The 25,240-nt window shown below is 55.4% G+C and carries 22 protein-coding genes; 9 read left to right on the top strand and 13 right to left on the bottom strand.

Translation table 11 applies throughout. From position 1 onward, the window contains the following. Positions 1-15: 15 nt before the first annotated feature. The 3 genes from ACXAF0_RS10865 to tpiA form a co-directional block, all read right to left on the bottom strand. Positions 16-1,644, bottom strand: a complete 1,629-nt coding sequence (locus ACXAF0_RS10865) for a CTP synthase (RefSeq protein ID WP_475345870.1) — start codon at positions 1,642-1,644, stop codon at positions 16-18. A 115-nt stretch (positions 1,645-1,759) separates the two neighbouring features. Continuing rightward, a complete protein-coding gene (secG, locus tag ACXAF0_RS10860) occupies positions 1,760-2,101 on the bottom strand; it encodes a preprotein translocase subunit SecG (RefSeq protein ID WP_008891176.1) in 342 nt (113 codons plus the stop codon). A 134-nt stretch (positions 2,102-2,235) separates the two neighbouring features. Beyond that, positions 2,236-2,991, bottom strand: coding sequence for a triose-phosphate isomerase (tpiA, locus tag ACXAF0_RS10855; protein WP_475345869.1), 756 nt, complete (start codon positions 2,989-2,991; stop codon positions 2,236-2,238). Positions 2,992-3,332: 341 nt separating this feature from the next. On the opposite strand from tpiA, the gene ACXAF0_RS10850 reads away from it, so the two are divergent. Together ACXAF0_RS10850 and trpE are read left to right on the top strand one after the other, a co-directional pair. Next, a complete protein-coding gene (locus ACXAF0_RS10850; RefSeq protein WP_475345868.1) occupies positions 3,333-5,225 on the top strand; it encodes a SurA N-terminal domain-containing protein in 1,893 nt (630 codons plus the stop codon). Positions 5,226-5,308: 83 nt separating this feature from the next. Beyond that, entirely contained in the window at positions 5,309-6,808 is a 1,500-nt protein-coding gene (gene trpE / locus ACXAF0_RS10845) for an anthranilate synthase component I (RefSeq protein WP_475345867.1), read from the top strand. A gap of 131 nt (positions 6,809-6,939) precedes the next feature. On the opposite strand, the gene ACXAF0_RS10840 is transcribed toward trpE, so the two are convergent. Beyond that, the gene (locus tag ACXAF0_RS10840; RefSeq protein WP_475345866.1) at positions 6,940-8,163 is read right to left on the bottom strand and encodes a divergent polysaccharide deacetylase family protein; all 1,224 of its coding nucleotides are present in this window, start codon (positions 8,161-8,163) and stop codon (positions 6,940-6,942) included. 272 nt (positions 8,164-8,435) lie between these two features. Between ACXAF0_RS10840 and ACXAF0_RS10835 the strand changes: the two genes are divergently transcribed. From ACXAF0_RS10835 to lexA, 5 genes are all read left to right on the top strand, one after another. Then, the gene (locus tag ACXAF0_RS10835) at positions 8,436-9,008 is read left to right on the top strand and encodes an anthranilate synthase component II (RefSeq protein WP_475345865.1); all 573 of its coding nucleotides are present in this window, start codon (positions 8,436-8,438) and stop codon (positions 9,006-9,008) included. A gap of 46 nt (positions 9,009-9,054) precedes the next feature. Next, positions 9,055-10,089, top strand: coding sequence for an anthranilate phosphoribosyltransferase (trpD, locus tag ACXAF0_RS10830; RefSeq protein WP_475345864.1), 1,035 nt, complete (start codon positions 9,055-9,057; stop codon positions 10,087-10,089). After that, the gene (gene trpC, locus ACXAF0_RS10825) at positions 10,086-10,883 is read left to right on the top strand and encodes an indole-3-glycerol phosphate synthase TrpC (RefSeq protein WP_475345863.1); all 798 of its coding nucleotides are present in this window, start codon (positions 10,086-10,088) and stop codon (positions 10,881-10,883) included. The genes trpD and trpC overlap by 4 nt, the downstream gene beginning before the upstream one ends. Next, positions 10,880-11,380: a cyclic pyranopterin monophosphate synthase MoaC gene (gene moaC, locus ACXAF0_RS10820; protein WP_475346239.1), complete on the top strand. Its 501-nt coding sequence runs from the start codon at positions 10,880-10,882 to the stop codon at positions 11,378-11,380. Before trpC ends, moaC begins: the two co-directional genes overlap by 4 nt. 162 nt (positions 11,381-11,542) lie before the next feature. Continuing rightward, positions 11,543-12,250: a transcriptional repressor LexA gene (lexA, locus tag ACXAF0_RS10815; protein ID WP_475345862.1), complete on the top strand. Its 708-nt coding sequence runs from the start codon at positions 11,543-11,545 to the stop codon at positions 12,248-12,250. 92 nt (positions 12,251-12,342) lie between these two features. Here lexA and ACXAF0_RS10810 read toward each other — a convergent pair whose 3' ends face one another. Beyond that, complete coding sequence (locus ACXAF0_RS10810) at positions 12,343-14,343, bottom strand: ComEC/Rec2 family competence protein (RefSeq protein ID WP_475345861.1); 2,001 nt, start codon at positions 14,341-14,343, stop codon at positions 12,343-12,345. 279 nt (positions 14,344-14,622) lie between these two features. Here ACXAF0_RS10810 and gltX point away from each other — a divergent pair, with 279 nt between their 5' ends. Beyond that, on the top strand, positions 14,623-16,029 hold the full coding sequence (gene gltX, locus ACXAF0_RS10805) for a glutamate--tRNA ligase (RefSeq protein WP_475345860.1): 1,407 nt from the start codon (positions 14,623-14,625) through the stop codon (positions 16,027-16,029). A 110-nt stretch (positions 16,030-16,139) separates the two neighbouring features. After that, entirely contained in the window at positions 16,140-17,447 is a 1,308-nt protein-coding gene (locus ACXAF0_RS10800; RefSeq protein WP_475345859.1) for a citrate synthase, read from the top strand. Positions 17,448-17,553: 106 nt separating this feature from the next. On the opposite strand, the gene ACXAF0_RS10795 is transcribed toward ACXAF0_RS10800, so the two are convergent. From ACXAF0_RS10795 to bamA, 8 genes are all read right to left on the bottom strand, one after another. Beyond that, positions 17,554-17,994 (bottom strand): VOC family protein, encoded by a 441-nt coding sequence (locus ACXAF0_RS10795; protein WP_475345858.1) that lies wholly within the window; start codon positions 17,992-17,994, stop codon positions 17,554-17,556. Between the two features lie 73 nt (positions 17,995-18,067). Further along, complete coding sequence (gene lpxB, locus ACXAF0_RS10790) at positions 18,068-19,234, bottom strand: lipid-A-disaccharide synthase (protein WP_475345857.1); 1,167 nt, start codon at positions 19,232-19,234, stop codon at positions 18,068-18,070. Beyond that, a complete protein-coding gene (locus tag ACXAF0_RS10785) occupies positions 19,224-20,087 on the bottom strand; it encodes an LpxI family protein (protein WP_475345856.1) in 864 nt (287 codons plus the stop codon). The genes lpxB and ACXAF0_RS10785 overlap by 11 nt, the downstream gene beginning before the upstream one ends. Further along, entirely contained in the window at positions 20,068-20,871 is an 804-nt protein-coding gene (gene lpxA / locus ACXAF0_RS10780; protein WP_475345855.1) for an acyl-ACP--UDP-N-acetylglucosamine O-acyltransferase, read from the bottom strand. Before lpxA ends, ACXAF0_RS10785 begins: the two co-directional genes overlap by 20 nt. Before the next feature lie 2 nt (positions 20,872-20,873). Next, on the bottom strand, positions 20,874-21,323 hold the full coding sequence (fabZ, locus tag ACXAF0_RS10775) for a 3-hydroxyacyl-ACP dehydratase FabZ (protein ID WP_475345854.1): 450 nt from the start codon (positions 21,321-21,323) through the stop codon (positions 20,874-20,876). Positions 21,324-21,334: 11 nt separating this feature from the next. Beyond that, the gene (gene lpxD, locus ACXAF0_RS10770; RefSeq protein ID WP_475345853.1) at positions 21,335-22,354 is read right to left on the bottom strand and encodes a UDP-3-O-(3-hydroxymyristoyl)glucosamine N-acyltransferase; all 1,020 of its coding nucleotides are present in this window, start codon (positions 22,352-22,354) and stop codon (positions 21,335-21,337) included. Further along, positions 22,354-22,932 carry an OmpH/Skp family outer membrane protein gene (locus ACXAF0_RS10765; RefSeq protein ID WP_475345852.1) on the bottom strand — a complete coding sequence of 193 codons (579 nt, stop codon included), beginning with the start codon at positions 22,930-22,932 and terminating at the stop codon, positions 22,354-22,356. Before ACXAF0_RS10765 ends, lpxD begins: the two co-directional genes overlap by 1 nt. Next, a complete protein-coding gene (gene bamA, locus ACXAF0_RS10760; RefSeq protein ID WP_475345851.1) occupies positions 22,932-25,226 on the bottom strand; it encodes an outer membrane protein assembly factor BamA in 2,295 nt (764 codons plus the stop codon). The genes ACXAF0_RS10765 and bamA overlap by 1 nt, the downstream gene beginning before the upstream one ends. Positions 25,227-25,240 lie beyond the last annotated feature (14 nt).

Genomic DNA, 25,240 nt, shown 5'->3' with positions numbered 1-25,240 from the left:
GTCCGACAGTCGCGATTACACCAGACGGCTGCGTTCTTTGGCAGCCTTGATATAGGAAACAAACAACGGATGCGGATCAAGCGGACGCGAACGCAGTTCCGGGTGGAACTGAACGCCGATAAACCACGGATGATCCGGATATTCGACGATTTCCGGCAAACGGCCATCCGGCGACAGCCCTGAGAATTTAAGACCTTTTTCCTCAAGCTGTGCCATGAAATTGACATTCACTTCATAACGATGGCGGTGACGTTCCAAAACGGTTTCGTTGCCATAAATGTCACGCGCATGGGTGCCATCAACAAGTTTGCACTCATAGTTGCCCAAACGCATGGTCCCGCCAAGGTCATCATCATCGGTACGACGTTCAACCGCACCACCATCCTTGGCCCATTCGGTCATAAGACCGACAAGCGGTGTCTTGGTCGGACCAAATTCGGACGAGGACGCATCCTTGATCCCGGCAAGGTTACGCGCGGCTTCAAGAACCGCCATCTGCATGCCAAAGCAAATCCCGAAATAAGGAACCTTGTTTTCGCGGGCATAACGGGCGGCGGCAATCTTGCCTTCCGCGCCACGTTCACCAAAGCCGCCCGGCACCATGATCGCATCAAGCTTGGACAGGATTTCGTTGACGTTGCCGTCTTTTTCAAGCGCGTCAGACGCAATCCATTCAAGCTTCACACGCACCTTGTTGGCGATCCCGCCATGGGTCAGTGCTTCGGTAAGCGACTTATAGGCATCGGGAAGCTGGATGTATTTACCAACGATGCCGATGGTGACCTCACCTTCCGGATTGCGGATGGTGCTGCAAATGTCTTCCCACGGCTGAAGGTCGGGTTCCTGCGCCTGCAGGCCGAAGTGATGAAGCACTTCGTTATCCAAGCCATACTGGTGATAGCTGATCGGCACCTGATAGATGTTGTCAACGTCATAAGCCGGAATAACAGCCGCTTCACGGACGTTACAGAAACGCGCAATCTTGCGGCGTTCATTGATCGGAATTTCACGATCACAACGGCAGAGAAGAATATCAGGCTGAATACCAACACTCTGCAGTTCCTTGACGGAATGCTGGGTCGGCTTGGTCTTAAGTTCACCGGCCGAAGAAATATACGGCACAAGAGTCAGGTGCATGAACAACGCCCGGCCATCGCCAAGGTCGTTACCCATCTGACGGATGGCTTCAAGGAACGGCAGGCTTTCGATGTCACCAACCGTACCGCCGATCTCAACCAGGACAAAGTCCTCGGTCGCGTCCGACATTACGAATTCCTTGATCGCATCGGTGATATGCGGAATGACCTGCACCGTCCCGCCAAGGTAATCACCGCGACGTTCGCGCGCGATCACATTGGAATAGATACGACCCGTGGTGACGTTATCAGAACGGCGCGAAGAAACGCCGGTGAAACGTTCATAGTGACCAAGATCAAGGTCGGTCTCCGCCCCGTCTTCGGTCACATAGCATTCGCCATGCTGGTACGGGCTCATGGTGCCCGGATCGACGTTAATATACGGATCAAGTTTACGCAGACGAACTGTAAAGCCGCGTGCCTGCAGGGACGCACCCAAAGCAGCGGAAGCCAGACCTTTGCCCAGCGAAGAAACAACGCCACCGGTAATAAAGATATAACGAGTCATTATCTTGGCCTCATCTCAAAGCACAAAGCCTCGGTTCAGTGCATCACGAACCGTGGAATACAACAATCAAAAATTGAGGCGGCAAGTTTGCCGCCTCATGTCGTCGGTTTATTTTTTATCGGGTCGGAGCCGCGGGCCCGGTATCCTCGGCGGGCTCAGTGACCGCCGGCGCCGGTTCCGGTGCCTGATCAAGGATCGAAGCCGGCTGGGTATGGGTGTTCGACTGAAGGGCAAGGATGATGCTGGTGATCATGAATGCGCCTGCCAGTATAGCAGTGGTACGGGTCAGCAGGTTTGCAGCGCCGCGTGAACTCATCACGCCGAAGCCACCGCCTCCGCCGCCACCGCCGCTGTTACCGCCGATACCAAGCCCACCGCCCTCGCTGCGCTGCACGAGAATCACGGCAATAAGGCCGAGCGCAAGAAGAAGGTGGATTACCAGAATGACTGTTTGCATGGTGTCGAAACTCTTGTCCTAATCTACCGATCCAAACGCAATTGTGCCCGGATCGGGCATAAATTTGATGCGTATTTAACGCGTTTTATGGCTGTTGGCTAGAGCATATTGAACAAAATCTGCACCGCAGCGTATCAGGCGCAGGATTCAATAATCCGCCAGAAATCTTCAACCTTTAGGCTCGCCCCGCCGACAAGCGCACCGTCGACATCTTCAACCGCCAGCAATTCCTTGGCATTGGACGGCTTGACCGAACCACCATACAGAATGCGAAATTCGTTACCATCCTCGAACCGTTTGACAAGCTCGGCGCGGATCGCGGCATGCACCTCGGCCACTTCTTCAACGCTTGCCGTGCGCCCGGTCCCGATCGCCCAGACCGGCTCATAGGCTACAACCGTATTTTTCGCAGTCGCCCCTTCGGGAAGCGATACTGCCACCTGCCCGTTCACCACCGAAAGCGTCGCGCCAAGATCACGTTCTTCTTCGGTTTCACCCACACAGACAACCGCCGTCAAACCGGCATCATGGGCGGCAATCGCCTTTTTGCGGATATCGGTTGAGTTTTCCGCATGATCCGCGCGGCGCTCGGAATGGCCAACCAGAACATATTCCGCCCCAATATCAGCCAGCATCGCAGCCGCAACATCACCGGTATGCGCGCCAGAGATCGCAGCGTGGCAATCCTGCCCGCCAACAGCAACGACACTTCCATGCGTGACCCCGACCACGTCCGACAGCAACGTCGCCGGCGGACAGACCAGAACATCACAACCAAGCGCCCCTTTTTCAGACGCCTTCGACGCCAGGCTTGACGCCAGCGCAAGACCGTCTGCACGCAAACAGTTCATTTTCCAGTTTCCGGCAATCAGGGGACGGCGTTGGGTCATCGGGGGTACCTCGTGCTGATCAGGTTCATATTATGTCCGTGTATCAAGGCAATAACAACCTGTTTGCGGCCGTTACGATTTGTTACAGGACCTGTTTCGACGCGGGTTTTAGCATGCCATGCCAGCGGGGCCAAGTACCCGAAAACGCCTGATCCCTTATTTAGGATGTGATTGCAGTCATCTTCTATACAATCGCCTGTTGCCGCTGATAACACTCGCCATTAAGATGCGCGGCAAATTTGCTCGGCCCGTGTCATCTGACGTGGTGCTTGGGCGATCAATAATGAAACGACGTCAAAGCCTGATTTTGGCGTCAAACCACGGATTGTTAGGCTTATCATATGCTTGCTGGCATTCGCACATTTTCGAAATCAATCTTTGCCAAGATTATCTTTGGCGTGATTGCACTGAGCTTCGTGATCTGGGGCCTGAACGCATCGATGCTTAATCTGGGCACCTCGCGTGAAGTTGCCGAAATCGGCAGCCAGAAGATCACCCCGGTCGAACTGGACCGCGCGTTTCAGCGCAGCGTTCAGAATATGCGAAACATGTTCGGACCGAACTTCAACCAGCAGCAGGCCGTCCAGATGGGCCTTCTGAACAATACGGTGCAGTCGCTCGTCTCGCAGAAGATCCTGCGCGAAGATGCCAAGAATATCGGCATCGGCATCAGCGACGAAAAAGTCCGCGATCAGATTTTCTCGTCTGACAGCTTCAAGGACCCGGCCACCGGCCAGTTCAGCCGCGACCGCTTCATGCAGGCGCTTTATCAGGCGGGCTACACCGAAAACGAATTCATCAATGGTGTCCGTGGCGATATGATGAGCCAGCAGGTTGTTGACAGCCTGACCAGCCCGGCAGCTGTGCCCGACATCATGGCGCGCCAGATCGTTGCCTATCGCAATGAACAGCGCAGCGGTTCTTTCTTTGCACTGAATGCGGACGAGTTCGCCGACATTCCGGTCGCCGATGACGCCACCCTGCGTGCCTATCACGAAGATAACGCCACACAGTTCACCGCACCGGAAAGCCGCGACGTGACCCTGGCAACGCTCAGCGCAGCCGATCTCATCCCGACCATCCCCGTGACCGAGGATGAAATCGCTGAGTCTTATGCCCAGCGCGAACCGGAATTCCAGACCCCGGAAAAACGTACGGTCGAACAGATCCTGTTTGCCCCGAACGAAGAACAGACCGCGCGTGATGCCTATAACCGCCTTCAAGAAGGTGCTGACTTCATGGCCGTTGCCGAAGATGCCGGCATGGACGAAGCCATGGTCAAACTCGGCGAATTCACCGCCAACGATATTCTGCCGGATCTGAGCGAAGCGACCTTCTCCCTTGAAGAAGGCGGCATTTCCGAGCCGGTTGAAACCGCCCTTGGCTGGCACATCATCCGTGTTCCGTCCGTCACCCCGGGCAGCACGCAAAGCCTTGATGAAGTACGCGACATCATTGTTGATGGCCTCAAGCAGTTCAAAGCCGAAGACGCGATCTACGATCTTGCCGCCACCTTTGACGAGGAACTCGGTGCGGGCACCCCGATCGAAGATGCCGCACGTGACGTCGGTGCAAAAACCTACAAGCTTGACGGCGTTGTCCGCGGCGAAGGCCTTGTTGGTCAGAACGTTGACGGTGCAGAAGAAATCAACGCCAAGATCTTCGAACTTGAAAACGGCGAGGAAAGCTTCCTCGAAGAAACCGCTTCAGGCACCCGTTATGTTGTCCGCGTTGAAAACGTAACGCCCTCGGCCCTGCGTCCGTTCGAAGACGTCCGTGAAGACGTTGTCGCCGCCTGGACAGCCGAAGAACGTCAGCGCCTGATGATGGAAAAGGCCGAAGAACTGGCTGGCAACATCAACAATACCGGTGCTGACATCGCGACGCTTGCATCCGAAGATGCGACCACCGTTCGCGAAACCGGCATGACCCGCCGCACCGGCCAGGGCCTTGGTGATGATGTAAACCCGGCTGTTGCCGCAGCCCTCTTCACCCTTGAAGACGGCAAGGCCAAAGCCGTTCAGACCGGTGAAGACGTTCTTGTCGTCAAGCTTGATGACATCGAGGCAGCCGACATAAACACCGCAGACGCCGCACCGGTAAATGACGAGCTCAAGGAAGCGCTGAACGAAGATATCCTTGCGCAGTATCTCAATTACCTGAACGAGGAAATCTCGGTCAGTGTGAATAACAGCGTGATCAACGAGCTTTATCAACCAACCGCTGCAAACTGATCAGTCAACAAGGGCGACCGGAAAAATCCGGTCGCCCTTTTTCTATTTCTATCCCGACAACGCGTCTCAACATCGGACAGACCATGGAAATCAAACCGGATTTCACCAGTTTCAAGCAAAACTACGACAACGGCATTTCGCAGGTTCTCTGGACCTCGCTGACCGCTGACCTTGATACGCCGGTCTCGGCCTTTCTCAAGATCGCCGAAGGCATGCCAAACACCTATTTGCTTGAATCTGTTGAAGGCGGATCGGTTCGGGGACGGTATTCGTTCCTGGGTCTCAAGCCCGATCTGATCTGGCGCTGCTTTGGCGACAAGGCCGAGCTTAATCGCCGTGCGATGGCCGATGCCGACGCCTTCCTGGCCGAGGCTGACGCCCCGCTTGACAGCCTCAAGAAACTGATCGCCGAAAGCTATATCGAACTGCCCGACAACCTGCCGCCGATGAGTGCCGGACTGGTCGGCTATATGGGCTACGACACCGTCCGCCTGATGGAAAAGCTGCCCGACAGCAACAAGGACGAACTTGATGTACCCGATGCCATTTTCATCCGCCCGACTGTCACCGCAAGTTTCGATACCATCGAAGACACGGTTACCGTTGTCAGCCCGGTGCGCCCGGAAAACGGTATCTCGGCGGATGCAGCCTATGATCTGGCCTGCGCGCGTCTCAATGACGTGGTCCAGCAGTTCCAGCGTAACCTGTTTATCGACCGTCGCTCCAAATCCGTGCCCGACACCCTGCCCGAGCCTGCGGTCAGCGTTGATGAGGTCGGCTTCCACGACATGGTCGAAAAGGCCAAGGATTACATCCGTGCAGGCGACATCTTTCAGGTGGTGCTGTCACAACGCTACACACTACCCTATCAGCTCCCGCCTTTTGCTTTTTATCGGGCTTTGCGGCGGATCAATCCGTCGCCCTTCATGTTCTATCTTGATATCGGCGGTTTTCAGGTCGTCGGCGCCAGCCCGGAAATCCTTGTGCGTCTGCGCGACGGCGAAGTCACCATTCGCCCGATTGCCGGTACCCGTCGGCGCGGCAAAACGCCCGATGACGACAAGATCATGGCGCAGGACCTGCTTGATGACCCCAAGGAACGCTCGGAACATCTGATGCTGCTCGACCTTGGTCGCAACGATGTCGGGCGCGTTTCCAAACCGGGGACTGTGCGTGTCACCGACCGAGAACAGATCGAATACTATTCCCACGTCATGCATATCGTCTCTAACGTGGTCGGTCAGATTGACGAAACCAAATATGACGCCATGGACGCGCTCAAGGCCGGCTTCCCGGCAGGCACCGTTTCGGGCGCGCCCAAGGTCCGCGCCATGGAAATCATCGATGAACTGGAATCGGTCCGCCGTGGCATCTATGCCGGCTGCATCGGCTATATCTCGGCCGACGGCTCGATGGATACCTGTATTGCGCTCCGCACCGCCGTCATCAAGGACGAGAAAATCCATATTCAGGCCGGGGCCGGTGTCGTCGTCGACAGCAAACCGGAACTTGAACATAAGGAATGCCAGAACAAGGCAGGCGCCCTGATGGCGGCTGCGCGCGAAGCCCATCGCTTCGCGTGACGGGAACAAACCATAACAAAGATGAAAACCGTCATTCCGGGCGAAGCGAAGCGTAGACCCGGAATCCAAACAGCGTTGCTACCGTTGTGGATTCCCACCTTCGTGGGAATGACGATTTGTTCAGGTTAAGGTTAGCCAGTCACACTCTGCATTGATCGGCGCAGAACATCTGTAATCGGGACCAGCTCGAACCCCTTGGCCTGAATTTCAGGAATCCATTTCGCAAGCGCGCCAAGCGTCCGATCGCGTGGATGTCCAATGGCGATGGCATATCCCTGTTTGCTGGCCACCCGTTCGATTTTATCAAGCATCTCAGCAATCTTGGCAGCATCGTCTGCATCATCGATAAACACATCACGCGTCAGAGCCGGAACACCAAAACTGCCCGCTGTGGAGTAGGCAACAGACTTTGCACTGGTGCGGGAATCGAGGAACATCAGTCCACGGGACTTCATGACTTCCATGACCATTTTCATATGGGCGGGGTCCGATGTAAACTTGCTGCCCATATGGTTGTTCACACCGACATAGCCATCGAACTGATCCAGCATCCAGTTCATTTCCGACAGAACCTTGTCACGACCATCGCTGACATACAGGGCATGTGGCCCCGGATCAACCGCACTGGAGGACGGCTCCATGGGCATATGCAGCATCACTTCATGCCCGGCCTTGCGCGCCGCATCGACCTGTGGCTGCAAATCCCGGGCATAGGGTAGATAGGAAATCGTGATCGGCCCCGGAAGCTCGACCGTTTTGGCAGTGCGCGGCTGATCAAGGCCTGCATCATCGATCACAATCGCGATCACCGGCTTGTCCCCGGTATCCTGTGTCAGGGCGGCATATTTCCGCCACGGCTGATCCATGGCGGCAACCGACGAACCTGGCACATCATTGCCGCTGTCACCCGGAAGGATATCACCAGCTTGGGCGGGCTTGCGGGACTCTGGGGCCGGGACATAGTTGGCCAGACCTGGTTCACTCTGCCCACTTGATGCACCAGAACCGTCATTCTCGCCAACGAGATATCCCGTGCGTCCACGCTCGGAGACCGACGCCTTATCCGAAAGCGTGTAATCCTTGCGCAGCATCGGGGTCGGTTCGGGGTCAGCCAGCGCATAATTTGGTGCGCCCTGATCCGAAGCACGGCCAATTTCATCGGATGCGCGATCAAGTTCAAGCATGCTGCCAACCGCAATGATGGCCGAAAGCGTACCCGCAACAAAGGCCCCGCCCAGCATCAGGCGACCAATACCACCCGTTTTCTTGTTCGGGGCGGTCTTTTTACGGTTGGATTTCTTGGGTGCCGCCTTTTTACGTCTGGCGGTCGTTGCCCGGGTTGCCCGGCGTGCCACGCTGTGGTCTCCAGTATTCGTTTGCTGGGATGCTCGTAGCGGCTGTTTCGTTGATTGAACAGCCCCTTCCCATATGGTGATTATATACCGATCACGTCGGCTTGTGTTTTCACGTTTTTAAAACGGTTCTGGTTAGCGCACGGTTAAAGGATTACACCTCGCGTGATCAAAGACGCGCCAGAGGCTAAAAAAGCCTTGCTCTGCTTCTGCTTGACGTAGCGACAATGGCGTTTATTCTCTGCCGATCTTAATGTGCATGAGCCTGCTTTTTTATGTATCTCCTCATCGATAATTACGACAGTTTCACATTCAATCTGTGGCACTATCTGCGCGAACTCGGCCCCGAGGTCGAAGTGCGCCGCAACGATGAGGTCAGTGTTGAAGAAGCCATGGCGCTTAATCCCGAAGGGATTGTGATTTCGCCGGGCCCGTGCGACCCGGAACGTGCCGGCATTTGCCTTGATCTGATCAAGGCGGCGGCGGGCAAGGTCAAGCTGCTTGGCGTTTGCCTTGGCCATCAATCCATCGGTCAGGCCTTTGGCGGCAAGGTCATTCGCGCGCCTGAATGCATGCACGGCAAGACCGATGCGATGACCCATTCCGGACAAAGCGTCTTTGCGGGCCTTCCCAGCCCGTTTGAAGCCACCCGCTATCATTCATTGGTGATCGAGCGCGAAACTTTGCCCGACAACCTTGAAATCACCGCCCAAAGCGGAGATGGTCTGATTATGGGCGTGCGTCACAAAAACCATCAGATTCATGGCGTTCAGTTCCATCCCGAAAGCATTGCTTCGGAACATGGACACGCCCTATTGAAGAATTTTATCGACTATACCAGTGCCTGACCCATAGTGCCCAACACGCACTGGACCGCAAACCAAGGAAGACCCGATGTCGACTGATCATGATCTGAAGCCAATTCTGGCCAAAGTCGCAGATGGCGAAAAACTGACCGAAAGCATGGCCGAAGGCGCCTTTAACGTGCTGATGTCCGGTCAGGCGACGCCGTCGCAGATGGGGGCTTTCCTGATGGGGTTGCGACTGCGCGGTGAAACCATCGATGAAATCACCGGCGCGGCCCGTGTCATGCGTGAAAAGGCCACCGGCATCATTGCCCCGGAAAACGCGGTTGATACCTGCGGCACCGGCGGTGATGGCAGCGGCACCTATAACATTTCGACCGGGGCGGCCATCGTTGCCGCCGCCGCTGGCGCCACGGTTGCCAAGCATGGCAACCGCGCGGCATCGTCGAAATCGGGCTCGGCGGATGTTCTGATGGCGCTGGGTGTCAATCTTGATGCCGATATGAAGCTCCTTGAAAAGGCGCTGAAAAAGATCAATCTTTGCTTCATGATGGCCACCCGCCATCATTCGGCGATGCGTCACGTGATGCCGACCCGCGTTGAAATGGGCACGCGCACGATCTTTAACCTGCTGGGCCCGCTCGCCAACCCGGCCAAAACCAAACGTCAGGTTCTTGGTGTCTTTGGTAAACAGTGGGTCGAACCGATTGCCCATGTGCTTAACCGTCTTGGCTCCGTCCACGCTTGGGTTGTGCATGGTCATAGCGGCCTTGATGAAATCTCGACCACCGGCCCGACCTTTGTCGCCGAGGTCAAGGACGGCACCGTCACCACCTTTGAAATCAATCCGGGCGATTTCGGCCTTGAAACCGCAACGCTTGACGACCTCAAGGGTGGCGATGCCGATGAGAATGCCAAGGCGATCACGGACCTGCTCGCCGCCAAGAAAGGCCCGTACCGTGATATCGTTCTGATGAATGCGGGTGCGGCGCTTGTCGTCACCGGCATTGCCAGCGATCTGGCCGATGGAATCAAAAAGGCCGCAGACGCGATTGATAGCGGCAAGGCTGCCGAAACCCTTCAGGGCCTTGTAGACATTACGAACGAAGGAACCCCGGCGTGAGCGACGTACTGACCAAAATCTGCAACGACAAGCGCGATCATGTCGCGGCCTGCAAGGCGCGCACGTCCCTTGCCACGCTTGAGGCCGAGGCAAAAACACAATCCGCGCCGCGTGGCTTCATCAACGCACTTGAAACCAGTGTTGCCGATGGCCGTTATGGTCTGATTGCCGAAATCAAGAAGGCATCCCCGTCCAAAGGCCTGATCCGCCCGGACTTCAATCCGCCTGAACTCGCCAAGGCCTATAAGGCTGGCGGGGCAAGCTGCCTGTCGGTTCTGACCGACATCCCCTATTTCCAGGGCGATGACAGCTATCTGGTCGCCGCCCGCGCAGCGGTCGACCTTCCCGCCCTTCGCAAGGATTTCATGATCGATCCCTATCAGGTGACCGAGGCCCGCGCACTTGGTGCGGATTGCATCCTTCTGATCATGGCCGCCCTTGAAGACAGCCTGGCCGCCGAACTTGAAGATGCCGCGCACAGCCTTGGCATGGACGTCCTGATCGAGGTGCACAATGCCCCGGAACTTGAACGTGCGCTGAAGCTCAAATCACGTTTGCTCGGCATCAACAACCGCAATCTCAAGACCATGGAAACCTCCCTCACCACGACCGAGGAACTGGCAAGCATGGTCGGCGGTGGTCGCCTGCTAGTGGCCGAAAGCGGCCTGTTTACACCGGACGACCTGGCCCGCATGGCAAAGGTTGGCGCCCAGTGCTTCCTGATCGGTGAAAGCCTGATGCGTCAGGACGACGTCGCAACCGCCACCCGCAACCTGCTCGGCCTTGCGGCCTGATCAATACTGGACCGAAAATGGCAGACAAGCTTTCCCATATTGACGCCGGTGGCAATGCAGTGATGGTCGATATCTCGGCCAAGGCGGAAACTGCGCGCATCGCGATTGCCAAGGCACGGGTTCTGATGTCGTCGGAAACCGCAAAACTGATTGCGGACCGTGGCCATAAAAAGGGTGATGTTCTTGGCATCGCCCAATTGGCCGGGATCATGGGGGCGAAAAAGACCCCCGATCTGATCCCGCTCTGTCATCCCCTGCCCCTGACCTCGGTCACGGTCGACCTTGAGCTTGCGGAAGACGTTGATGCAGTCGATATCACCGCCACCTGCAAGACAACCGGCAAGACCGGTGTCGAGATGGAGGCGCTTACCGCAGCATCAGTTTCCGCACTCACGGTTTTTGACATGTGCAAGGCGGTTGACAAAAGTATGAGGATTACCGATTTGCGGGTCACCCGGAAAGAAGGTGGCAAGTCGGGGACCTTTACGGCGGACTAACATCCTGTCCTGTTTCACGGCCCAATATTCATATTTTTTGAAAAATTGCCGCGATTATTCGGTTTTTGCGTTTAATCGTACAGAGCCGCTTGACCCGCGAAAAGAACTAAAGTAGAACATTTATGTATCCTTTTTGTTCTTTTTACAGGTTCGGGAAATATCATGCTGACGCGCAAGCAATATGAGTTGCTGGTCTATATAGACAATTACCTTCGCGATCACGGGATTTCGCCCTCTTTCGATGAAATGAAAGAGGCCCTGAACCTTAAATCCAAATCCGGCATTCATCGCCTGATTACGGGCCTTGAGGAACGCGGTTTCATCCGCCGCCTCGCCCATCGGGCCCGCGCGCTTGAAGTGGTGCGCCTGCCTGAAAACAATGAAGATGACGGTCCAGAAACGCCCAACAACGTGACGTCAATCGCCAGCGCACGAAAGGCCCCGCACCGGCCCGCCACAGTGCCAACCGCCTTCTCCGAGGCAGGGGAATCCATCGGTCTGCCACTATATGGCCGGATTGCTGCGGGCACGCCGATCGAGGCGCTGCGTGATCAAAGCACCATGGTACAGGTTCCTGCGGCCCTACTTGGCAGCGGCGATCACTACGCGCTTGAAGTTTCGGGTGATTCTATGGTTGAGGCTGGCATTCTTGATGGCGATACCGTCCTGATCCAGCGTTGCGAACAAGCCCATGACGGCACTATTGTGGTTGCCCTTGTTGATGATGCCGAAGCCACCCTGAAGCGCCTGAAACGTGGCCGTGGTGAAGTGCTGCTTGAACCCGCCAACGCACGCTATGAAACCCGCGCCCTGTCGCCGGATCGCGTGCAAATTCAGGGCCGTCTGGTCGGGCTGCTGCGTCAGTACTGATTGATCACTCAATATTCCGAACAACATACGCCCGGCGCCTTTGCCCGGGCGTTTTGTTTTCTAACGACTATGGCTGATATCGACGTAGGCGCTTAGCGCCCTGCTCTGCCGCCAATGATGATCCAGGGCCAATTACCGCTGTCTTCACGCACCGTTTTGATTATCGGCTGTCGGTCGGGGTTTGTTGGCAGCTTGACGGCCACACCGCCCTGCCACCACAGCACATCATCATCAATCACCATACGCGCCCCAGACACCTGACAGCTGTTAGGCAGATCGGTTTGTTGGTTGACGACGATATCGGCATTGCGACAGGCATAAAACGGATTGCTGATGCGGCTGGCGACAATGATCTGTGATGGAATGCCGTCCGCACTGACAGCAACGCTACAGGGATCATTTTGGCATGCCTGAACGCTGTGTGCTGCCTGTTCCGGGCGAATACCAAAGCGGTTCATCCAGATATCTTTCTGAAAGTCATTCAGCCGGGAGGATGTGTGCAGGATACCGGTATCCGGATCATAGATTGCAAAGCTTTCACGATCCCCCGAGATCAGGATTTCAGGTTCCTGATGGGTTATCTGAAAAATGAAGGCAGCCGCGATCACAGGCAGTACCGGGAGGATCATCACCTTGTCGCACCAGATGACAATCCATGCCAGTGCGAGCAACCCCAAAGCGACCGCCAACATATCAAGGCCCGCGACATACCAAAGCCCCCAGTTTTGGGCTGCGACCAGATCAGCGGTTTCCAGCAAAGCAATCAGCCCGGGCTTCATCGCCGCCAGGGACAGGCCGGATAATCCAAGCGGGATCAGCGCCAAGGTCACGACGATCCAGGGCATCACCCAGAAAGCCATTACCGGAATGGCGACCAGATTGGCCAAGACGCCAAGCATGGAAATGCGCCCGAAATGATAGCCAATGATCGGCGCGGTCACGGCCGTTACAATCAGACTGGTCAGAAGCAAACCGGCAAGATAAAGACCACCTCGCTCATACCAGGACAACATCCCTTGTCGGTCCAGCCAACGCCGCCCCGGCCCGTCATAAAAGGCGACAAGCGCGCCAACAGCGGCAAAAGATAACTGGAAACTGGCCCCCAACACGGCATCAGGCCGCAGGAGCAGCACCACGATGGCCGCGACCCCGACCAGCCGAAGGGATATGGCGCGGCGATCCAAGAGCAATGCCAACCAGACAACGAGCAACATGACAAAGGCACGCTGGGTCGGGATGGTGGCCCCCGATAACCCAAGATAAACAAGCCCCGCCAGCATCGCGGCCATCGCCGCCCATTTCTTGATCGGATAACGCAGGGCAATTGCCGGAATGGCAGCCAACCCGAAACGGATCAGGAAAAACACCGTCCCGCAGAGCAACCCCATATGCAGACCGGAAATCGCCAGCAAATGTGCAAGACCGGATTTTCGAAGGTTATCGGCAATTTCCGGGGTGACTTCGCCGCGCTCCCCAATGATCAGCGCCTTTGCAATTCCAGTTTCCGGTCCGCGCATTTCATTGCTAATAGAGGCTGATATATATTGACGTGCTCTTTCAATATAAACAAATAACGCATTGTTATTGATTGATTTATCATTCTTCAAAACTTCGAACTGTCGCCCGAACACAAACCCGGATGCGCCGATATCGCTGAAATAGAGGTTGCGCGAAAAATGCGGATCACCGGGCACAGAGGGCGGACGCAGTGGAAAGAGCCGCGCGCTTGCGCGGACCTGATCACCAATCGCAAGCACACTATCGCCCAGAAAACTGAGCCGGACATTCCAGTTCAATTGATCGTTTGCAATGCCTTCAATTTCGGATGGCTCAACAGTTGCACGGATCCGGCCGTTGCGTGGTTCCAGCCCGATAATGGTGCCAGTGACCTCCATCACATAAAGCGTTTTGGTTGGAATATCATCGGGGCCAAGTTCGGTATGAACCGCACTTGTCAAAGCCCCGAAAGCCATGCTGGCAAGCAGTTGAAAGACAAAGGCCACGATGGCAATGCGCCGCGACATCCAGAATGCACAGGCCAAAAGAATCACGGCCAGACCAATCTGACCGGCACCAACACGCGCAGGGAGCAAGAAATACGCTGCACAGCCCAACCCAAAGAATATAACCGACGTTAGAAACCACTTATTTCTTTGGCTTGTAACAACAAAATTAATTTGCGAAAGGATCATCGCAAATATTTGAATTAATTGAATTTTACTTGCCGCCCTACGACGAATGTCCAATAGCCCGCCTGCCGCATAGTTTCTATCTAACATCCGCTGTGGTGCAACAGCGTGTCATTTGTGCTATAGCCTGCACGCTAAAAGTCCCCAGTACAAGCGACAACATCCAAATAACGGATAGATTGAATGACGGTTGTTACCCGTTTTGCCCCGTCTCCGACCGGGTTTTTACATATCGGCGGCGCACGCACCGCACTTTATAATTGGCTTTATGCCAAACATACCGGTGGCAAGTTCCTGCTCCGGATCGAGGATACCGACCGTGAACGTTCAACGCCCGAGGCCGTCGAGGCCATTTTTGACGGCTTGAACTGGCTTGGCCTGACCGCTGACGAAGAACCGACTTTCCAGTTTTCGCGTCGCGACCGCCATGCAGAAGTTGCCCAACAGCTCCTTGATGCCGGGAAAGCCTATTATTGCTATTGCTCGCAAGAAGAGCTGACGGCGATGCGCGAAAAAGCCCGCGCCGAAGGCCGTCCGATGAAATATGACGGCACCTGGCGTGACCGTGACGCATCCGAAGCGCCCGAAGGTGTGAAACCGGTCGTACGCGTGAAAGCGCCGCAGGAAGGCGGTGCGGTCATCAATGATCAGGTTCAGGGTGAAGTTCGTGTCAGTAACGAGCAGCTTGATGATTATGTCATCCTGCGCGGCGACGGCACCCCCACCTACATGCTGTCCGTTGTGGTCGATGACCACGACATGGGTGTAACCAACGTTATTCGTGGTGATGACCACCTGACCAACGCGTTCCGCCAGAAAGTCATTTATGACGCCATGGGGTGGGACGTTCCGACCTTTGCGCATATCCCGCTTATCCATGGCCCGGACGGTGCGAAACTGTCCAAACGTCATGGTGCGCTTGGTGTTGACGCCTATCGCGATGAGATGGGTTTCCTGCCTGAAGCAATCAATAACTATCTTCTGCGTCTTGGCTGGGGCCATGGCGATGATGAGGTTATCTCGACCGAGCAGGCGATTGAATGGTTTGACATTACCGATGTCGGCAAAGGTGCGGCGCGCTTTGATTTCGCGAAGCTGACCAACCTTAATGGCATCTACCTGCGTCAGGCCGATGACAGCCGCCTTGTAGACGAGATCGCACCGCTGATAGCCAAGCAGATTGGCGTTGACGGTCTTGATGCATCGCAAAAAGAAATCTTGATCAACGGCATGTCAGGCCTTAAAGAAAGGGCCAAGACTCTCACCGAGCTCGCCGACTCTTCGGCCTTCTACGTTACTGACGGCGTCAATTCCGTTAACGAGAAAGCCCAGTCCCTGATTGATGGTGCACCTGAAGGTCTGTTCAAGGAACTGGCCAACAGCCTGGAAGCGCTTGATAGCTGGACGGAAGAGGACGTTGACGCAAGTGTTCGTGCCATCGCCGAGAAGTTCGAGTTAAAGCTTGGCAAAGTTGCGCAGCCCTTGCGGGCGGTGCTTACAGGCTCCAACTCTTCACCAGGCATCTTCGAAGTAATGATTGTGCTTGGCAAGACACAAACGCTGAAACGCATTCGCCATTTTGATGCATAACAACAGCGAATTAAGAAAAACTAATAACCCGTTTGCGCTTTGTGCGCCGCAGCATTATGCTGCACACAACTTGAAACCGTGTTCGTTCAAACAGGGAAGGAAAAATAGTCATGGCATCTAATTCCAAGACTTCCCACACCGTGACAATGACCGACAATGCCACTGGCAAGTCGTTCGAGATGCCGGTGCTTGAGGGTAGCGTAGGCCCGTCTGTCATCGACATTCGCAAGCTCTATGCAGAAACCGGATACTTCACTTATGACCCGGGTTTCACTTCGACCGGCTCCTGCCAGTCCGAACTGACCTACATTGATGGCGACGTTGGTATCCTGCGTCACCGTGGTTATGCAATTGACGAACTCGCAGAAAATGCCGACTTCCTCGAAGTCTGCCATCTGCTGCTTTATGGTGAGCTGCCGAACGCCACCGAGAAAAGCCAGTTCGAAAACGACATCACCATGCACACCATGGTCCACGAACAGATGCGCAACTTCTATAACGGCTTCCGCCGTGACGCGCATCCGATGGCCATCATGGTTGGCGTTATCGGTGCAATGTCTGCATTCTACCATGACAGTACCGACATCAATGACCCGCAGCAGCGCCTGATTTCGGCTTATCGCCTGATTGCGAAAATGCCGACCATTGCTGCGATGGCATACAAATATTCGATCGGTCAGCCGTTCCGTTATCCGAACAACAAACTTGGTTATGCAGAAAACTTCCTGCAGATGATGTTCGGTAACCCGTGCGAAGATTACGAAGTCAATCCGGTTCTGGCCAAAGCAATGGACCGTATCCTGATCCTGCATGCCGACCACGAACAGAATGCTTCGACCTCGACCGTCCGTCTGGCCGGTTCTTCGGGTGCCAACCCGTTCGCATGTATCGCTGCTGGTATCGCATCCCTTTGGGGTCCGGCACATGGCGGCGCGAACGAAGCCGTTCTGAAGATGCTCAACGAAATCGGCGATGTGAAAAACATTCCGGAATTCGTTGCAAAAGCAAAAGACAAGAACGATCCGTTCCGTCTGATGGGCTTTGGTCACCGCGTTTACAAAAACTACGATCCGCGCGCCAAGGTCATGCAGGAAACCTGCCACGAAGTTCTCAAGGAACTCAACATTCAGGATCCGCTGCTTGACGTTGCCCAGGAACTGGAACGCATCGCACGTGAAGACGAGTACTTCATCGAGAAGAAACTCTACCCGAACGTCGACTTCTATTCGGGCATCATCTTCAAGGCGATGGGCATCCCGGTCAGCATGTTCACCGTGCTGTTCGCTGTTGCACGTACCGTTGGCTGGATTTCCCAGTGGAAAGAGATGATCGAAGATCCGTCTCAGAAAATCGGTCGTCCGCGTCAGCTGTTTACCGGCATCGAAGAACGTCCGTTCGTTCCGGTCAACAAGCGCTAAGCCGCGTCGACAAAGACCAGACAAAAGAAAAGGCCCGGATTTTTCCGGGCCTTTTTTATGTTTCAGGGCAGGTTTCCCCTTCCCCAACAAACCTACATTTGCACGCTTACCAGCTGCCGGTGTTTTCCATGCTGGCCCATGGTTCTGCCGGTGCGAGGTTATCACCCTTTTGCAGGAACTCGATGGAGATGCCATCCGGGGAGCGCACAAACGCCATACGGCCGTCGCGCGGCGGGCGGTTGATGGTCACACCCGCATCCATCAGTTTCTGGCAAGTGGCATAGATGTCGTCAACTTCATAGGCCAGATGCCCGAAGTTGCGGCCACCCGAATAGCTTTCCGGGTCCCAGTTATAGGTCAATTCAAGCTCAGGCGCCTTGACGGATTTGGCACTTTCCACGTCAGCCGGTGGTGCAAGATAAATCAGGGTGAAACGGCCCTGCTCGCTTTCGATGCGGCGGGTCTCTTGCATCCCAAGAAGGTCACAATAGAACTTCATCGATTCATCGACATTCTCGACACGTACCATCGTGTGCAGGTAGCGCATAACACTCTCCGTTATGAATTGTTCAATGCGAAGAACCTAATTGCAATGCTGCCTTGATGCCAGCCGTAAGAGCTTATTTTTTGGCGATGATTTTCAAAATCTGATCGGCGGCCTTTTCACTGGGTGGGCGATCCCCAAACCCGAGCAAGGTGCAGGCCTTATCAAAACCTTCGATCTGCGCGCTTCTTTCCGGGCCGTCTGCCATCAGGGCATCAAGGCGCGGAATAATGTTCTTTGCCTTGCAGTTTTCCTGAAGGAACTCGGGGATCAGCTTATTGCCAAGCACCAGATTGACGATGGTGACGGTATCAATCTTGATCAGACGTTTGGCAATCCAGCCGGTAATTGCGTTGACCTGATAAGCAATCACATGCGGGACACCGGCAATGGCGAGTTCCAATGACACCGTTCCCGATGCAGCCAAGGCCGCATTCGCAGCCGCAAAGGCGTCATGGCGGTCCTGATCGGTGGTGACGACAATCGGATCAAGCGGCCATGATTGCATTTCCTCGGTGACCGTATCGGCCACCTTGCTGACGGTCGGGACAACGATACGTGCATCGGGATATTTGGCCGCGATATCGTCGATCACCTCTTTGAAGACTGGAAGCAGGCGTTTGACTTCGGAATTGCGGCTTCCGGGCAGAACCGCGAGAAGCTTTTTATCGGCGCTCAGGCCATGTTGGGTGCGAAATCGTTCCGCATCACCGTCACTGCGCTCTTCGACCGCTGAGTGGCCGATAAAGGTGGTTGGCAGGCCTTCCTTTTCGAAATAGGGCGGCTCAAACGGCAGAAGTGCGAGAAGATGATCAAGAAAGCCGGCGATTTTCTTGGCCCGGCCTTCGCGCCATGCCCAGACCGATGGTGCGACATAATGCACCAGCGGGATGCCTTTTCCCTTTAGCTTCTTGCCAACCCGGAAACTAAAATCCGGGGCGTCGATGGTTATGACGACATCGGGTTTTTCGGATTTGGCGAAGTCAGCAGTCTGGGAAATGCGTTTGAGCAAATGTGGGATATGAGGCACGACCTCCGTCAGGCCCATGACCGACATTTCGTTCATCGGAAACAGGCTTTTGAGGCCTTCGCGCTCCATACGCGGGCCACCTACACCAATGAAACGAATATGATCCTGCTTGGCCTTTAGCGCCGCCATCAGGCGACCACCCAGCTGATCCCCGGATGCCTCACCGGCAACGAGCATGATTTTCGGGCCAAGTGAAGCGGTTTCATCCGCCATGGGCGCCTTCCCCATCTGGCAGCGTCAGACCGACAACAAAAAGGCCCAACGCATCTGCACGGGCAATCACAGCCGCGCGGTCAATGATCATGGTGCAGCCTGCCAGCAACGCCACACCGCGCAAACCGGCCTTGTGGGCCTCTTCGATCGTGGTCATGCCGATGGCCGGCAGATCAAGTCGCTTGTCTTGCTGAGGCTTGGAAGATTTTACCAACACACCACCAACGCCATCGCGCTTATAGGTCGCGGAGCGGCGGACCATTTCATCGGTACCCTCGATGGCCTCAAGCGCCAGAACCAGCCCCTGCTGCACAACGCATCCCTGTCCGACATCGGCTTGCCCCAGTGTGCGGGCAACCGCAAGGCCATGGCGGGCGTCCGAAACAGCCTGTTCATCGGGTTTGACCGCGCCAAGCACGCCTTCTTCAACCGCCAGATCGCCAAGAATTTCATGGGCGCCCAGCAGGCGGAAACCTTCGCGTTCAAGCTCTTTGCCGACGAGGCGCAGCAAGCCGTCATCGCCAAGCGCCTTGGAGCCGACCTTCATCAGAAGTTTGGCAGCGCGCCAATCCGGGCGGATGGAGGAGAAGCTTGGACGCGCAACCTTGCCCGCCAAGACCACGTCCTGACAGTTTGCATCGCGCATGGCATCAAGGATTTTGGCCGCAGCGCCCAGGCGTGCGGTCACAGTCGGATAGTGATCGAGTTCCGGATCATCTGCATAGCCATCAAGTTTGACGATGCAGATATTGCGCCCTGCCGTGGTGACAGCGGCGGCCAAACGGGCGGGAAGCGCCCCGCCCCCGGCAATAATCCCCAATTTTGGCTGCGGATTATCCTGCGGAGCTGTCATATTTTGGCGTGCATACGGAACGCATGCTTTCCGCTTTGAGGAAGTCGATGATTTCCATGACCGGTCCAACGCCCTCGAAGTCTGTTGCGACTTCTTCGACACGCTCAGCCAGGGTGCCCTCCTGGGCAAACAACAGGCGATAGGCCTTGCGCAGGGAGTGGATCGTTTCGCGATCAAATCCGCGACGTTTCAGACCAATGATGTTCAGACCCGACAAATAGGCACGGTTACCAATGACCGAACCGTAAGGAATAATGTCGCTTTCAACGCCGGTCATGCCGCCAATCATCGCATGTTTGCCGATGCGCACGAATTGGTGCACAGCCGACAGGCCCCCGACAATCGCGAAATCCTCGACCAGGACATGGCCGGCCAGCGTCCCGTTATTGACCAGAATGCAATGGTTTCCGACGTGACAGTCGTGGCCGACATGGGCCCCGGTCATCAGCAGGCAATCATCGCCAATGGTGGTTTCCATACCACCACCTTCGGTGCCCGGATTAAGGGTAGCACCCTCGCGGATTTTGGTGCGCTTGCCGACGATTAGCCGGCTTTGCTCGCCCTTGAATTTCAAATCCTGCGGCGCGTGACCAACAGAGGCAAACGGAAACACTTCACACTGATCGCCAAGGGTGGTGTGACCTGCGACAGCAACATGGCTATGCAGTTTGACACCATCACCCAAGACAACATTCGGGCCGACCACGCTATAGGGCCCGATTTCGACATCCTGACCAATCTGCGCGCCATCTTCGACAACGGCGGTTGGATGCACTTTTGACATTATCAGCTATCCCGGATCATCGCGGCGATGGTGGCTTGGGCCACGACCTGACCGTCGACCTTGACCTGGCTTTCGAACTTCCAGACCGGACCACGGCTTTGTTTCTTGGTCACATGGATGTGCATGACATCACCTGGGGTTACCGGCTTGCGGAAACGGGCGTCATCAATGCTCATGAAGTAGACCAGCTTGCCTTCGGCATCCGCACCCAGCGTCTGTACAACCAGGATTGCTGCCGTCTGCGCCATGCTTTCGATGATAAGAACACCGGGCATGATCGGCTGCTGGGGGAAATGGCCGGTAAATTGCGGCTCGTTCATCGTGACGTTCTTGATGCCGGTCGCGCTAACATCGGTTTCGATGTCGATGACCTTGTCGATCAGAAGGAACGGATAGCGATGCGGAATCATTTCCAGAATGCGCTGGATATCGACACTTACCAGTTCGGTCATGTGTGTAGCCCTTACTTCTTTTTTCGTATCAGACGCGACAAGGCGACCGTCTGTTTATGATATTCCATGACCGGCACAGCGGGACTGCCGCCCACTGTTTCCCCCGGTCCGATATTCTTCATCACACCGGCTTGGGCTGCAACTTTCGCGCCATCGCCGATTTCGAGGTGTCCTGTAATGCCTGCCTGACCGGCAAGCACGACAAAATTGCCAAGCTTGGTTGAGCCCGAAATCCCGACTTGCGAGACCACGACACAGCCCATGCCCAGTTCAACGTTATGGCCGATTTGCACCAGATTGTCGATACGACAGCCATTGCCGATCACGGTATCCGGGCCCGCTCCACGGTCAATGGTGCTGTTTGAGCCGACTTCGACATCGTTCCCGATGACAACCCTGCCAAGCTGCGGCACCTTGACGTGCCCTTGCGGGCCCATGGCAAAGCCAAAACCGTCCTGCCCGATGCGCGCACCGGGATAAATCAGGCACAGATTGCCAATCAGGCTGTGGCTGATGGACGCGTTTGCGCCGACCTTACAGCCCGCACCAATCACAACCCCCTCACCAATTACGGCGTTGGATGCGATGATGGTGCCATCGCCAATTTCGCAATTGGCCCCGATGACAGCACCGGCATCGACCTGAACGCTTTTGCCGAGCTTGGCACTCGGGTCTATCGCGGCATGGTCGGATACAACGCCATTACCGGTTTCAAAGGGATAGAACGCAGTCGCGGCCTTGGCATAGGCGCGATACGGGTCCTTGGTCGTGAACAGCACCATGCCTTCGGGGGCGCGTTCGACAAATTCCGGACGGACAAAGCAGGCGCCTGCCTTGCTGCTGGTGAAGGCATCAAGGTATTTGCGGTTATCAAAGAAGCTCAGGATATCGCCATCGGCATTCTGCAGCGGGGACACATCCTGAAAGACCCGGGTTTCATCGGGTGCGTTGACCGGCGTTGTTTCCGTCATTGCCGCGATGTCGGCGACGCTGAACGGCCCCTTGCGGCTAAAGAAACGCGGATCCGCCATCAGGAGCCTTCCTTGAATTCAACCGTTACAGTCGGGACCTCGGCATTTACGCGATCAAAGACTTCCTTGCTGGCATCCATTGCGGTCGCAAACAGGACGGCCTGCCCGCGATGCAGCACGAGGTTTGCACCGCGTTCTTCGGCAATGCTGCCGATGATGGCATTCAAAGACTGCGAGAACTTGGACTGTGCTTCGGCCAGGGCCTGATCTAGCACGCGACTGCGAGCCTGGGCGAATTTCTGGAAGTCCGCGACTTTCTGCTGAAACTGCTTTTGCTTGTCCTGGAAAACATCCGCGGCCAGAAGCGTGCGCTGCTGGGCGAGCTGTTTTTCTTCTTCGCGCAGGGCCTGTTCACGGGTTTCGATTTCCTGCTGATAGGCGACCTGACGGTCCCGTATCTGTTTGCGGGCATCCTGCATGGCAGATGCTTCACGCATGATCCCGGCAACATCAACCACCATGACAGAGGCAAAATTATCCGGATTTGTTTCCTGTGCCTGCGCAGCAGATGTATGTGCCGCGAAACCAATCAGGGCAGCAAGAACGAGCAGATTACGTAGAGATTTGATCATTTGCATTAGAATCTGGTTCCGAAGTTAAGTCGGAACATTTCCTCTTTGTCGTGATCTTCTTTGGTGATGGCCTGAGAGATATCCACACCAATCGGGCCAAACGGAGATTCCCAACCGACACCGAAACCAACGGAACTGCGCAACTTACCGGTGTCATAGATTTCACCTGGTTGTGCGCCGTCGACATCCTGCCCGGAACCAAAGTCACTAAAGATGCGACCGGTCAGAGCAAACTCGTCGGGTGTGCCAAGCGGAAAGTCCATTTGCACAGTACCTGTGTAGTACATTTTCGCACCGAGCGCATCCCCGGTCGCGATATCACGCGGGCCAACACCAGCTGATTCAAAGCCACGCAGGTTCGAACCACCGACCATAAAGCGCTGTGAGATACGCGTATCGTCGCCGATACCAAATATGTAACCGGTTGACCCACGGGTCGAGAGTATCCACTCATGCTCGCGATCCAGCGGGTAATAGTACCCGCCTTCAACACGCGTACGCAGATAGTTTTCGTCACCGCCGAGTCCAGCCAGATCGTTCGACAGACGGGCAAAGTAACCCTCGGTCGGTGAAATCGTGCTGTCGCGTTCGTCATAAGTCAGGGTATGACCAATGGCGGATTCCACGAACTCCGTGTCTTCTGCCAACAGAAGGCGTGATGCGTCATCTTCGTCAATATCGGAATAGCTATTTTTCTCAAGCGTGTAGCGGAAAGAATGCGACAGTTCCTCGCTGTAGCGGAACCCGGCACGGAGACGACCACCGGTCTGCTCTTCATCGTAAGAGCTTTCATCCTGGTTGTCTTCTTCGCGGCGATATAAATCAAAGCCTGCGGCAACTTCACGATCGAGGAAATAGGGCTCTGTAAAGGAAAGATCAATCTGCTGATCAGAAGAACCAAGCGTAAAGTTCAGGCGCAAATCCTGACCTTTACCAAGCAAGTTACGTTCACGAATGCCGAGCTGACCAAAGGCACCGTCATCAGTCCCGTAGCCAGCACCAATCGAGAATTCACCGGTGGATTTTTCTTCGACATCGACTTCAATCACAGTCTGATCGGGTGTTGCCCCCGGCAGGGTTTTGACATCGACCGACTTGAAGAAGTTGAGGTTCTCGATGCGTTGCTTGGAACGCTGCATCTTGGAGCTGCTAAACGCGTCGCCTTCGACGAGACGGAATTCGCGACGGATCACTTCATCAAGCGTCCGAACGTTACCGACAACGTTGATGCGCTCAACGTAAACCTTCGGCCCTTCGGCGATGTTAAACGTGATGTCAATCGTGCCTTCTTCGCGGTTACGCTGCACGTTTGGACGAATATCGATAAAGGCATAGCCCTGATCACCAACACTGTCGGTCAGCATATCGAGTGCGTCATCGACGAGATTGGCGTTGTACCATTCACCGCTCTCGATCTCGATCAGCGGCATCAGGGTTTCGGGATCAATCTTGTCGATCTGGGAGACGACATTGATGTCCCCGAACTGATAGCGCTGCCCTTCACTGACCGTGTAGGTCACAAAGAAGTCAGAACGGTCAGGTGTCAATTCCGCGACAGAGGACAACACCTGGAAATCGGCGTACCCCGCTGCGAGATAGAAGCGGCGCAGCAATTCACGGTCAAAGGTGACGCGGTCCGGGTCATAGTTGTCGTCAGCGGTCAGGATTTTCCACCAGGCACTTTCGGTCGTACGAATAACGCTCGACAGATCGCCGTCATCAAAGGCCTTGTTGCCAACAAAGTTGATCTTGCGGATGCCCGTGGAATCGCCTTCGTCAATCTCAAACGCCAGATCGACACGGTTCTGATCAAGCTGAATGACCTTGGGTTCGACCGTTGCGGCAAAACGCCCGCTGCGACGATAAAGTTCAAGCACACGCTGCACGTCAGCCTGTACCTTGGTGCGGGTGTAAACAACACGCGGACGCAATTGAAGTTCGGCACCCAGCGTTTCGTCGTCAAGACGTTTGTTACCTTCAAAGGCAATGCGGTTGATGATCGGGTTTTCAACAACGTTTACCCGAAGGATGCCCTGATTGAAGGAAAAGGACACATCGGCAAAAAGGCCGGTCGAGAACAACGCCTTCAGCGAGTTGTTGATTTTCTGCACGTCATAGGAATCGCCGGGAGCGACCGTCAGATAGGCATTCACCGTCGCACTTTCGATACGGTTATTGCCTTCGACCTCGATGTCGCGAATGAGACCCGATTGGGCATGCACTGCCACAGGAACAATCAATGGCGCCGTTCCGCCAAGCAGGGCCGCGATGACGACGGCCGCTTTTACCTTACGCAGCAAGTTAACCCCCCTGT

The sequence above is a fragment of the Thalassospira sp. ABD4_177 genome (assembly GCF_056160125.1).
This window is presented reverse-complemented; position numbering and strand designations above follow the sequence as displayed.

What these genes read in the sequence shown, in the direction of transcription:
- fabZ (WP_475345854.1), bottom strand. Translation starts at nt 21,323, where the DNA reads ATGACCGAACTGGTAAGTGTCGATATCCAGCGCATTCTGGAAATGATT.
- ACXAF0_RS10785 (WP_475345856.1), bottom strand. Translation starts at nt 20,087, where the DNA reads ATGACAGCTCCGCAGGATAATCCGCAGCCAAAATTGGGGATTATTGCC.
- lexA (WP_475345862.1), top strand. Translation starts at nt 11,543, where the DNA reads ATGCTGACGCGCAAGCAATATGAGTTGCTGGTCTATATAGACAATTAC.
- lpxA (WP_475345855.1), bottom strand. Translation starts at nt 20,871, where the DNA reads ATGTCAAAAGTGCATCCAACCGCCGTTGTCGAAGATGGCGCGCAGATT.
- ACXAF0_RS10865 (WP_475345870.1), bottom strand. Translation starts at nt 1,644, where the DNA reads ATGACTCGTTATATCTTTATTACCGGTGGCGTTGTTTCTTCGCTGGGC.
- ACXAF0_RS10835 (WP_475345865.1), top strand. Translation starts at nt 8,436, where the DNA reads ATGTATCTCCTCATCGATAATTACGACAGTTTCACATTCAATCTGTGG.
- ACXAF0_RS10765 (WP_475345852.1), bottom strand. Translation starts at nt 22,932, where the DNA reads ATGCAAATGATCAAATCTCTACGTAATCTGCTCGTTCTTGCTGCCCTG.
- lpxB (WP_475345857.1), bottom strand. Translation starts at nt 19,234, where the DNA reads ATGGCGGATGAAACCGCTTCACTTGGCCCGAAAATCATGCTCGTTGCC.
- ACXAF0_RS10850 (WP_475345868.1), top strand. Translation starts at nt 3,333, where the DNA reads ATGCTTGCTGGCATTCGCACATTTTCGAAATCAATCTTTGCCAAGATT.
- trpD (WP_475345864.1), top strand. Translation starts at nt 9,055, where the DNA reads ATGTCGACTGATCATGATCTGAAGCCAATTCTGGCCAAAGTCGCAGAT.
- trpE (WP_475345867.1), top strand. Translation starts at nt 5,309, where the DNA reads ATGGAAATCAAACCGGATTTCACCAGTTTCAAGCAAAACTACGACAAC.
- tpiA (WP_475345869.1), bottom strand. Translation starts at nt 2,991, where the DNA reads ATGACCCAACGCCGTCCCCTGATTGCCGGAAACTGGAAAATGAACTGT.
- gltX (WP_475345860.1), top strand. Translation starts at nt 14,623, where the DNA reads ATGACGGTTGTTACCCGTTTTGCCCCGTCTCCGACCGGGTTTTTACAT.
- lpxD (WP_475345853.1), bottom strand. Translation starts at nt 22,354, where the DNA reads ATGGCGGATCCGCGTTTCTTTAGCCGCAAGGGGCCGTTCAGCGTCGCC.
- ACXAF0_RS10800 (WP_475345859.1), top strand. Translation starts at nt 16,140, where the DNA reads ATGGCATCTAATTCCAAGACTTCCCACACCGTGACAATGACCGACAAT.
- secG (WP_008891176.1), bottom strand. Translation starts at nt 2,101, where the DNA reads ATGCAAACAGTCATTCTGGTAATCCACCTTCTTCTTGCGCTCGGCCTT.
- ACXAF0_RS10795 (WP_475345858.1), bottom strand. Translation starts at nt 17,994, where the DNA reads ATGCGCTACCTGCACACGATGGTACGTGTCGAGAATGTCGATGAATCG.